Source organism: Mesorhizobium sp. M4A.F.Ca.ET.090.04.2.1 (assembly GCF_003999085.1).
GTDB lineage: Bacteria > Pseudomonadota > Alphaproteobacteria > Rhizobiales > Rhizobiaceae > Mesorhizobium.
Map to the genome: position 1 here is coordinate 1 of NZ_RZOT01000178.1, position 10539 is coordinate 10539.

The 10539-nt window shown below is 63.2% G+C and carries 8 protein-coding genes and 1 pseudogene; 6 read left to right on the plus strand and 3 right to left on the minus strand.

Annotation, left to right across the window (positions count from 1 at the left end; genetic code table 11):
• The coding region (locus EN781_RS14605) for a sigma-54 dependent transcriptional regulator (RefSeq protein WP_145965507.1) at positions 1–878 on the plus strand (878 nt) is incomplete at its 5' end.
• A gap of 171 nt (positions 879–1049) precedes the next feature.
• A complete protein-coding gene (locus EN781_RS14610; protein ID WP_126056555.1) occupies positions 1050–1394 on the plus strand; it encodes a hypothetical protein in 345 nt (114 codons plus the stop codon).
• A gap of 100 nt (positions 1395–1494) precedes the next feature.
• Here the strand turns inward: EN781_RS14610 and EN781_RS14615 are convergent, their stop codons facing one another.
• The 3 genes from EN781_RS14615 to EN781_RS14625 all read right to left on the minus strand — a co-directional run bounded on the left by EN781_RS14615 (position 1495) and on the right by EN781_RS14625 (position 6259).
• Positions 1495–2217: a phytochelatin synthase family protein gene (locus EN781_RS14615; protein WP_128333356.1), complete on the minus strand. Its 723-nt coding sequence runs from the start codon at positions 2215–2217 to the stop codon at positions 1495–1497.
• 560 nt (positions 2218–2777) lie between these two features.
• Positions 2778–4070 (minus strand): L-rhamnose catabolism isomerase, encoded by a 1293-nt coding sequence (gene rhaI / locus EN781_RS14620; RefSeq protein WP_126056556.1) that lies wholly within the window; start codon positions 4068–4070, stop codon positions 2778–2780.
• Between the two features lie 86 nt (positions 4071–4156).
• Positions 4157–6259: a bifunctional rhamnulose-1-phosphate aldolase/short-chain dehydrogenase gene (locus EN781_RS14625; RefSeq protein WP_126056557.1), complete on the minus strand. Its 2103-nt coding sequence runs from the start codon at positions 6257–6259 to the stop codon at positions 4157–4159.
• A 185-nt stretch (positions 6260–6444) separates the two neighbouring features.
• Here EN781_RS14625 and EN781_RS14630 point away from each other — a divergent pair, with 185 nt between their 5' ends.
• From EN781_RS14630 to EN781_RS14645, 4 genes and pseudogenes are all read left to right on the plus strand, one after another.
• Entirely contained in the window at positions 6445–7254 is an 810-nt protein-coding gene (locus tag EN781_RS14630; RefSeq protein WP_127400087.1) for a DeoR/GlpR family DNA-binding transcription regulator, read from the plus strand.
• Between the two features lie 48 nt (positions 7255–7302).
• Complete coding sequence (gene rhaS, locus EN781_RS14635; RefSeq protein ID WP_126056558.1) at positions 7303–8298, plus strand: rhamnose ABC transporter substrate-binding protein; 996 nt, start codon at positions 7303–7305, stop codon at positions 8296–8298.
• 84 nt (positions 8299–8382) lie between these two features.
• Entirely contained in the window at positions 8383–9939 is a 1557-nt protein-coding gene (locus tag EN781_RS14640) for a sugar ABC transporter ATP-binding protein (protein WP_126056559.1), read from the plus strand.
• A pseudogene (locus tag EN781_RS14645) lies at positions 9936–10539 on the plus strand (ABC transporter permease); the annotation flags it as partial. The gene EN781_RS14640 and the pseudogene EN781_RS14645, both read left to right, overlap by 4 nt.

A 10539-nucleotide genomic window follows, 5' to 3' on the forward strand; every position in this document is an offset into this window, starting at 1 on the left:
CGCTGAGACAGATCGCCGATACCGATGTCGACGTTCTGGTGACCGGCGAGACGGGCTCCGGCAAGGAAGTGGTGGCGAGCCTGCTGCACCGCTGGAGCCGCCGCGCCCAGGGCAATTTCGTGGCGCTGAACTGCGGCACGCTGCCGGAGACGGTGATCGAGAGCGAATTGTTCGGCCACGAGGCAGGCGCCTTCACCGGCGCACAGAAGAAGAGGATTGGCCGCATCGAGCATTCAAGCGGCGGCACGCTGTTCCTCGACGAGATCGAGAGCATGCCGCCCTCGACCCAGGTGCAGATGCTGCGGGTGCTGGAAATGCGCGAGGTGACGCCGCTCGGCACCAATGAGGTGCGGCCCGTCGACCTGCGCGTCGTCGCCGCCGCCAAGGTCGATCTTGGCGATCCCGGCCAGCGAGGTGCCTTCCGCGAGGACCTTTACTACCGGCTGAACGTGGTGACGCTGTCGATCCCGCCGCTGCGCGAGCGCCGCGACGACGTGGCCCTGCTGTTCGGCTATTTCGCCGAGCGTGCGGCCGCCCGCTTCCAACGCTCGATGCCGGCCGTGCCGGCGGCGGTTACCCGCCATCTGAGAGAACATGACTGGCCCGGCAATGTGCGGGAGCTCGCCCATTTCGCCGAGCGTTTCGTGCTCGGGCTTGAGGACAGCGCCGGCGCGCAACAGCCTGCCCCGGCCGAATCGGATGCTGCCATGCCGCTGCCCGAACGGCTCGACCGCTACGAGGCCGAGATCATCCGCGAGACACTTGGCCGCAATGACGGCGATGTCCGGCGCACGATCGAGGCGCTGGGGATTCCGCGCAAGACCTTCTACGACAAGTTGCAGCGGCACGGCATCGTGCGCAGCGATTTTTCCAGATAATTCAATCGGGTGGAACGGAAAGCAGGGCGCGGCCGTTTGAAAGGCGCCGCGAACCGTGGCACGTCGGCACCAGATAGTCCCGAAGATCGCGGCGGAGTCCCCTGGCGAGGTGCGTTCGGGTTGCACTTGGCCGATGTTGATGGTTTGTTGCCGGGCAGCGGAGATTAAGTGATGCGAGAACCCGTCGGTCAAGACGAATATGGGTCGACCAGTCCCTTCGATCCGGACGAACTGTCGAATTTGAACGCGATCGGCCCGGCCATGGGGAGTGGCAACGACTTCGAGAAATACGCCGTCGCGGTGATCATTGTGTTCGGCGCGCTGATCATCGGCGGACTGATGGCCGCCTCGATGACCTTCGGCCACCGCAACGGCTTCCTGTTCGCGCTTGGCGGGGCAACATCCGCCTGGATATCGGGCAATGCGCTGCTGCTCGACCGGCCCCGCCTCTATGCCCTGTTCGTCGGCATCGCCGCCGTCATGCTGCTGGCCTCCACGTTGACACTGGTCGTCTGACCGGGCCTATCAACCAGGGCCTGGTAGCCAAGCGCCTCGCCAGCCGCGGCGCGGCTGTCGATGGCGCCGTTGTAGCGGGGCCGCCTGGCCCCAGCCACCATCAGGGCTTAGCAGCAATCAGAACATAACCCCGCGTGCGGTTAGCATTGTCCGAGTCTTGCGTGTTCATTGCGTTAAATAGGTCGGCTGTCGTCACCCAGACGGGGGGATATTTGTACCGAGCAACGTCGAGGATGAGGAAACGGTCGGTCTCGGCATCATAAGCGGCCAAGGGTGAGATGTGGCCGCCTTTTTCCTGACCCATGGCTTTGCGCAAGTAATTGACGATGACAAAGTGCCTTTTGGTCGCGAGATAGCCTCGGACCTCCTTGCGGAAGGTGTCCATGCTGCTGTCGGCAGCATGTCGCACCTCAACCTGCACGGGCTGCAACGCAAGAAGGCCACCCAATTCATCTAAAGTCATGCCCTGCTTTTTGATTGTCTCAGCCGGAATGACCTGCTCGCTGCGGGCATCCAGAAGATTGTCCTGAGTGAAGGTGCTGTAGGGGTCATACTCGGGCACCGGTGGGGCTGGAACGCCAATGGCATTCAGAACCATGACACTGCTGGCCACCCCACAAAAAGCTTGGTTCTTCTGGGTGACGAAATTTATGGCCAGCGTAAAATAGGCTTCGCGGGCATCGGCCTCGATCAAGAGCGCTTCACCGGCATCGGAAGCCGCCCCGATGAGATTTGCCGGCAGCGGCAGCGTCTCGGCTCTGGCCTCCATCGAGGCCAATAACGTGGCAAGCAATGCGAGTCGAATGACATGCTTCATGAACATCGTCGCGCTCCTCGGCTGATCACCCTTCGGCCTGACAAACTTGCTCCCAAGTCTCGCAGCTGTCCAGACGAGCTTCGGCGCCATGAGAGCCATCTGTGACCCCTGATGTCAGCGAACGGCGAAGACGGCGGCCGATGGCGTGAAGGCGAAGGTGAGCGAAAGGCTGACGGCGATCAGCGTCCGGCGGTGAGATGCATGGCGGGGACTCCGGGGCGTGGGGGACGCCTAGGAAAGACCCTTGGAGCGCGATAGTCCAATAACAATTGAATAATCGAAACGGCCCGCTTACCCCGCCTCCGCTGCGGTCTTTGTCCGAAGGATAGGAAATGCCCAAGCTCAGTGCTGCCCCTCATCGCCCTGCCGGGCACTTCTCCCCCTAGACAGTTAGAAGGGGCACTCATCGGTGGTTTCGATAATCGCCAGGCTAGCAGAACAGACGCCGAGGTCGCGGTCAGCTCTCTTCTCCCCGTTCACGGGGAGAAGGCGCCGGCAGGCGGATGAGGGCAGCACTGAGCTTGGCGATTGTCGAAAAACTGCCTTGAGCAATCGCCGACTTGGCTTCAAACAATGCCCCCACCGCCGCTGGCGACCGCAGGCCGCTCCGCCGCGACCTTCGCCCGGTAGCCGGCGGCGCGGTAAGCTGCGACCGGATCGATGGCGCCGCCGGTCTTCATCCGCGCCATGGCCAGGATCGGCTCGACATCGGTGCGATAGGCGGCTTTCAGCGTCTGCGTCGCCATCAGCGCGTCATTGGTCTCCTGGAAGCCCTCGAGCGCCCTGCGGTCGACCAGCAGCGCCTGCGCATAGGAGCGCTGCACTTCCACCGCCGACAGCATCAGGCTTTCGATCGGGTCGGTGACGTTGTGGCTCTGGTCGAGCATGTGCGCTGGGTTGAACCGGTCGGCTCCGGATAGCTCGGCGTCGACCAACTCGTTGAAGACCAGGAACAGTCGGTAGGGATCGATCGAGCCGGCATCGAGATCGTCGTCGCCATATTTGGAATCGTTGAAGTGGAAGCCGCCGAGCTTCTTGAACTGGATCAGCCGCGACACGATCATCTCGATGTTGACGTTCGGCGCATGGTGGCCGAGATCGACCAGGCAGTAAGCCTTGTCGCCGAGTTCTTTCGCGATGATGTAGTTGGTGCCCCAGTCCTGCACGACCGTCGAATAGAAGGCCGGCTCGTACATCTTGTGCTCGGTGAAAAGCCGCCAGTCGTCCGGCAGCCCGGCATAGATGTCGCGCATGGCGTCGAGATAGCGCTCGAAGGCTCTGGCGAAATTGACCTGGCCGGGAAAGTTCGAGCCGTCGCCGATCCACACCGTCAGCGCCTTCGAGCCAAGCGTCTTGCCGATCTCGATGCATTCGAGATTGTGCTCGACCGCCTGGCGGCGCGTGCCGGCATCGGCATGCGACAGCGAGCCGAATTTGTAGGAAAGCTCCTGGTCCTTGGCGTCGGAGAAGGTGTTCGAATTCATGGCGTCGAAGCCGAGGCCGAAGCGCGACGCGGCCTGCTTCAGCCGCTTCGGGTCAGCCTTGTCCCAGGGGATGTGCAGCGAGACGGTCGGCGTCGCCTGGGTCAGCTGGCTGATGACTGCGCAGTCCTCGATCTTGTCGAAGATGTCGCGCGGCTCACCAGCACCGGGGAAACGGGCAAAGCGGGTGCCGCCGGTGCCGACGCCCCAGGACGGGATCGCCACGGCGAATTTCTCCACCTTGTCGCGGATAGCGTCAATGGCGATGCCGCGCCGGTCGAGGTGTTCGCCGAGCGAGTCGTAATCGCGTTCGAGGTCGCTCTTGCGCGCAGCGTTTTGGCTGGCGACGAGGTCGGCTGAGATAATGGTTTCGGACAACTGCTATTCCTCCCAAGACTACGTTCGGCTGGCGCTTCATCCGCCTGCCGGCACCTTCTCCCCGTGAACGGGGAGAAGGAAGTTGCCTAGCGCGTAAAGCTTTGCGCGTTGCCCGCGTCGACATTGATGATGTTGCCGGTCGACTTGGCCGACATGTCGGAGGCGAAGAAGTAGATCGCCTCGGCGATGTCCTCCGGGAAGACCGAGCGCTTCAGCATCGAGCGCGAGCGGTAGTGCTCCTCGAGATCGTTGGTCGACATCTTGTAGGCAGCGGCGCGCTGTTCCTTCCATTCGCCGCTCCAGATCTTGGAGCCGCGCAGCACGGCGTCCGGATTGACGACGTTGACCCTGATCTGCGCCTCCGCGCCCTCAAGGGCGAGGCAGCGCGCGAGATGGATCTCGGCCGCCTTGGCCGTGCAATAGGCGGCGGCGTTGGGCGAAGCGGCAAGCCCGTTCTTGGAGGCGACGAAGACGACGTTGCCGCCGATCTTCTGGGCACGGAACAGCCGGAACGCCTCGCGCGAGACGAGGAAATAGCCGGTGGACAATATGTCCATGTTCTTGTTCCACAGCGCCAGCGACGTCTCCTCGATCGGCGCCGAGGAGGCAAGGCCGGCATTCGAGACAAGGATGTCGATGCCGCCGAACTCGACCGACGTCTCGGCGAAGCCCGCGACGACCTGGTCCTCCGAGGTGACGTTGATCACCACCGGCCGGACGAAATCCTTGCCATAGGCTTTCGACAGTTCGTCATTGGCGCTGGCGAGCGCCGCCTCGTCGATGTCGGCCAGCACCACGCAGGCGCCTTCGCGCAGCAGCCGGTTGGCGGTGGCGCGGCCGATGCCGCCGGCGCCGCCTGTAACCAGCGCGATCTGGCCGGCCAGCGCCTTCGGCTTCGGCAGACGCTGCAGCTTGGCTTCCTCGAGCAGCCAGTATTCGATGTCGAAGGCCTCCTGCGCCGGCAGGCCGACATAGGACGAGACGGTCGAGGCGCCGCGCATGACGTTGATGGCGTTCACATAGAATTCGCCGGAGATGCGCGCGGTCGCCTTGTCGCCGGCGAAGGTGAACATGCCGACGCCCGGCATCAGATAGACCACGGCATTGGGATCGCGAATGGCGGGTGAGTCCACATGCTTGCAACTGTCGTAATAGGCCTGGTAGCCGACACGATATTCGGCGATGTCGTCGGCAAGACGCGCAATGACGGCGTCGACGTCAGGTTTCGCCGGGTCGAATTCGATCACCAGCGGCCGGATCTTGGTGCGCAGGAAATGGTCAGGGCATGAGGTGCCCAGTGCTGCCAGCGGCCGCAAATCCCTCGAATTGACGAATTCGAGCACGGCGGGCTGGTCGTCGAATTGGCCGAGCTTGTGGCTCTTCTCCGAGATCAGGCCGCGGATCCTCGGCATCAGCTTCGCGGCAATCGCGCGGCGCGCAGGCGCGTCGAGCGACTTCACCGCCTCGCCGCCGAAGATGGCCACGCCTTCAGACCGGCGCTCGAACCACTCGATCGCCTGGTTGATGACCGAGATCGTCGTCTCGTAGCATTCCTTCGGTGTGTCGCCCCAGCTGAACAGGCCGTGGCTTTCGAGGATGACGCCCTTCGCCTCGGGGTTCTCCAGGCAGAATTTCTCCAGCCACAGGCCGAGCTCGAAGCCCGGCCGCTTCCAGGGCAGCCAGCCGATGGCATCGCCAAAGATCTCCTTCGTCAGCGTCTTGGAATCCTTCGCCGCGGCAATGGCGATGATGGCGTCGGGATGCATGTGGTCGACGCAAGGCCTCGGCACGAAGGCATGCAGCGGCGTGTCGATCGAGGCCGCGCGCGGATTGAGGTTGAAGGTGCAGTGCGGCAGGTAGCCGACCATCTCGTCCTCATGCGCGAGGCCGCGATAGAGACCTTTCAGCGCACGCAATTTGTCCATGTAGAGCGTGGCAAAGCCGTCGAGCTTGATCGAGGCGCTGTCGCCGCCCGAGCCCTTGACCCACAGAACCTCGACGTCCTCGCCGGTCAGCGGGTCCTTCTGCCAGACCTTGGACGAGGTGTTGCCGCCGCCATAGTTGGTGACGCGCTTGTCGGAACCCAGCGTGTTGGAGCGATAGACCAGAAGCTCCGGGTCGCTCAATCCTTTGGCCTTCGCATCGTCCCACAGATTGGCGAGGCGCGAGCCGGAGCGCTTGTCGAGCATAGATATCCTCCCTTCGGACGCAAAAGGGTGCGGTCCTTTTCGCGGGGAATGTCTACGCAAGACGCCCTCTTGTCAATCACAAACGATCAATATCGATCATATTGCACTGCACAATGAAAATATATGATCGGAAATGATTGACACTGCTCGTTTTGAGTGCCTAGATGCTCAGGCAGGGAGGAACCATGCACGAAAAAGAGCGCCACAGGATCATTCTGTCCGCCGTCCAGGAAAAGCCTGTGGTGACGGTGCAGGAGATGGTCGACTTGACAGACTCCTCCGAGGCGACGATCCGGCGCGACATCGCGGCCCTGCATGTGCAGAAGCGCCTGCGCCGGGTGCGCGGCGGCGCCGAGGCGATCTCGCCGCCGCAGTTCATCGGCCTTGCCGGCCGCCCCTTCTCGGTCAACGAGACGCTGAACGCCGCGCAGAAGCGGGCGATCGCGCGGGAAGCCGTCGATCTCTGCAAGGACGGCGAGCCGATTATCATCAATGGCGGCACCACCACTTTCCAGATGGTGCATTTCCTGACCGGCCGCCGCATGCCGATCTTCACCAATTCCTTCCCAATCGCCGAACACCTGCTCAAGCACACGAAGAATACGGTGATGCTGTCAGGGGGCACGATCTACCGCGAGCAGAACATCATCCTGTCGCCCTTCGACAATGACGTGACGCGCAATTTCTACGCGCGACGCATGTTCATGGGCGCGCAGGGGCTGGGGCCGCTCGGGCTGATGGAAGGCGACCCGCTGCTGATCCAGGCCGAGCAGAAGCTGATCGACCAGGCCGACGAACTGGTGGTGCTGGTCGATTCCTCGAAGTTCCGCATGCGCTCCAGCCTGATCCTGTGCGGGCTGACGCGCATCGCCACCGTGATCACCGACGACGGCATCGAGGACCGCGAGGCCAAGATGCTCGAAAGCGCCGGGGTAACGCTGATCGTCGCCCGCAAGGCGGCCACCGAGAAGGAAGAATCTTCACTGCAGGCCTGAGCGGCCCGCAGCGGCGATGGAAATGCAACGCTCAAGGGAGGATATTCGATGAGCTTTTTGAAGAAACTGCTGGTCACGGCGGCCTTTTCCGCCGCCATGTTCGTGAATGCCGCCTATGCAGAGAACGTCAAGATCGCGCTGGTGGTGAAATCACTCGGCAACGGCTTCTTCGACGCCGCCAACAAGGGCGCCGAGGAAGCGGCCAAGGAACTGGGCGATGTCGAGGTGATCTACACCGGCCCGACCAAGGCGACCGCCGAGGCGCAGATCGAGGTGATCAACTCGCTGATCGCGCAGAAGGTCAATGCGATCGCGGTTTCGGCCAATGACGCCGACGCGCTGGTGCCGGTGCTGAAGAAGGCGATGGATCGCGGCATCACCGTGATCTCGTGGGACTCCGGCGTTGCCAAGGAAGGCCGCCAACTGCACCTCAACCCGTCGGACACCGGCCTGATCGGCGAGACCATCATCAAGCTCGCCGCCGACTACCTGCCGGAAGGCGGCGACGTCGCCATCCTCTCCGCATCGTCGACCGCGACCAATCAGAATGCCTGGATCGAGGCGGCGAAGAAGGTGCTGCCGGAGAAGTTCCCGAAGATCAAGCTCGTCGCCACCGTCTATGGCGATGACGACTCGGCCAAGAGCACGGACGAAGCCAAAGGCCTGCTGAAGTCCTATCCGAACCTCAAGGCAATCATCGCGCCGACCACCGTCGGCGTGGTCGCCGCCGCCCAGGTCGTCACCGACGCGAACCTGATCGGCAAGGTCAACGTCACCGGTCTGGCGCTGCCGTCCGAGTTCAAGAAGTTCATCGACAACGGCGCCAGCCAGGCGGTCGCGCTGTGGAACCCGATCGACCTCGGCTACTCGGCCATCTACCTCGCCCATGACCTGGCAGTGAAGAAGGAAGAGGCCAAGCCCGGCGCAACGCTGTCGATCGGCCGCGTCGGCAAGGTGACGCTCGACGACACCAACTCGGCTGCGATGGCTCCGCCCTTCCAGTTCGACAAGACCAACATCGAGAAGTTCTCCAAGATCTATTGATCCTGGTCGACTTCAAGCTCGTGCGGCGGGACAATTGTCCCGCCGCATCTTCAAACGGACCTTCTCTCAGGGCCTGATACGGATATGGATACGACAGCCCAGCACAAAGTGGAGACGGAACGGCCGCTTTCGGGCCCGGCCCAGCCTGCCGCCCCGCGCCTGACGCTCTCCGGCATTTCGAAAAGTTTCCCCGGTGTCCGCGCGCTGCACAATGTCAGCCTGTCGCTCTATCCGGGCCAGGTGACGGCGCTGATCGGCGAGAACGGCGCCGGCAAGTCGACGCTGGTCAAGATCATGACCGGCATCTACCAGCCCGACGCCGGCGAAATCGGCATCGACGGCGAGGCCACAACGCTGCACAGCGCGCATGCCGCCTTCGGCCACGGCATCACCGCCATCCATCAGGAAACCGTGCTGTTCGACGACCTTTCGGTCGCCGAAAACATCTTTCTCGGCCACGCGCCGCGCACCCGCTTCGGCACCATCGACTGGCGCACCATGCGCAAGAATGCACGCGAGGTGCTGGAGACCATGCGCGCCGGCCATATCGACGCCGACGCGCGGCTGAGGGACCTCGGCATCGCCAACAAGCACTTGGTCGCCGTGGCGCGCGCCATGTCGATCGATGCGCGCATCGTCATCATGGACGAGCCGACCGCCGCGCTCTCGATGAAGGAGATCGAGGAGCTTTTCCTGCTGATCGAATTCCTGAAGAGCGAAGGCAAGGCGGTGCTGTTCATCAGCCACAAGTTCGATGAGATCTACCGCATCGCCGACCGCTACACGGTCTTCCGCGACGGCGAGATGGTCGGCGAGGGCTTGCTCAAGGATGCCGGCCAGAACGAAATCGTGCGCATGATGGTCGGTCGCAACGTCGACCACATCTTCCCGCAGCGCGAGCCGAAGATCGGCGCGCCGGTGCTCGCGGTTTCCGGCCTGTCGCATCCGACCGAATTCGACGACATCGGTTTCGAGCTGCGCAAGGGCGAGATCCTAGGCTTCTACGGCCTGGTCGGCGCCGGGCGCAGCGAAGTGATGCAGGCGATTTCGGGCATCACCCGCACCAGCCGGGGCACGATCACGCTGGACGGCAAGCCGATCGCGCCGAAATCGGCCGCCGACTCCATCGAGGCCGGCATCGTCTACGTGCCGGAGGAGCGCGGCAAGCAGGGCGTGGTGATCGGGATGCCGATCTTCCAGAACGTTTCGCTGCCCTCGCTCATGCGCACTTCGAAATCCGGCGTGCTCAGGCTGGCGGAAGAGTTCGCGCTCGCCCGCTCCTACACCGAACGGCTGGATCTCAGAGCCTCATCGCTCAGCCAGGATGTCGGCACGCTTTCCGGCGGCAACCAGCAGAAGGTGGTCATCGCCAAATGGCTGGCGACCACACCCAAGGTGATTATCCTCGACGAGCCGACCAAGGGCATCGACATCGGCTCCAAGGCCGCCGTGCACGGCTTCATGGCCGAGCTCGTCGCGCAAGGCCTGTCGGTGATCATGGTCTCCTCCGAACTGCCGGAGATACTCGGCATGTCGGACCGTGTCGTCGTCATGCGAGAAGGCCGCATCGCGGCCGTCCACGACAACAAGGGGCTCGATGCCGAGACGCTGGTAAGAACCGCAGCGGGGATCGCGGCATGAAGAATTTGCGCAAATACCGCGAGATCTGGCTGCTTGCGGCAATCGCGGTGCTGATCGGCCTGATCTCGACCCGCTTCCCGGGTTTCGCCGACCCGGCCAATCTGCGCCAGGTGTTCAACGATACCTCGATCCTGATGATCCTGGCGCTCGGCCAGATGGTGGTGATCCTGACGCGCTCGATCGACCTGTCGATGGCGTCCAACCTCTGCTTCACCGGTATGGTGGTGGCGATGCTCAACGCCGCGAATCCAGCGATCCCGATCCCGGCATTGATCGTGGTCGCGCTCGCCGTCGGGCTGGTTCTCGGCGCCATCAACGGCTTGCTGGTGTGGCGGCTGAACATTCCCTCGATCGTGGTGACGCTCGGCACCCTCACCATCTATCGCGGCGCGACCTTCGTGGTTTCCGGCGGCGCCTGGGTCAATGCCGACCAGATGAGCCCGGACTTCATCAACTTCCAGCGCGCCGCCTTCCTCGGCCTGCCGGTGCTTTCGTGGATCGCATTGCTGGTCATCGCGCTGTTCTTCGTGGTGATGACGCGCACGCAGATCGGCCGCTCGATCTATGCCATCGGCGTAACCCGACCGCATCGGTCTACGC

Bases quoted from the DNA above. Each gene is read 5' to 3' on its own strand.
- rhaS (WP_126056558.1), top strand. From the start codon at position 7,303: ATGAGCTTTTTGAAGAAACTGCTGGTCACGGCGGCCTTTTCCGCCGCC.
- EN781_RS14630 (WP_127400087.1), top strand. From the start codon at position 6,445: ATGCACGAAAAAGAGCGCCACAGGATCATTCTGTCCGCCGTCCAGGAA.
- EN781_RS14610 (WP_126056555.1), top strand. From the start codon at position 1,050: ATGCGAGAACCCGTCGGTCAAGACGAATATGGGTCGACCAGTCCCTTC.
- EN781_RS14625 (WP_126056557.1), bottom strand. From the start codon at position 6,259: ATGCTCGACAAGCGCTCCGGCTCGCGCCTCGCCAATCTGTGGGACGAT.
- EN781_RS14640 (WP_126056559.1), top strand. From the start codon at position 8,383: ATGGATACGACAGCCCAGCACAAAGTGGAGACGGAACGGCCGCTTTCG.
- EN781_RS14615 (WP_128333356.1), bottom strand. From the start codon at position 2,217: ATGTTCATGAAGCATGTCATTCGACTCGCATTGCTTGCCACGTTATTG.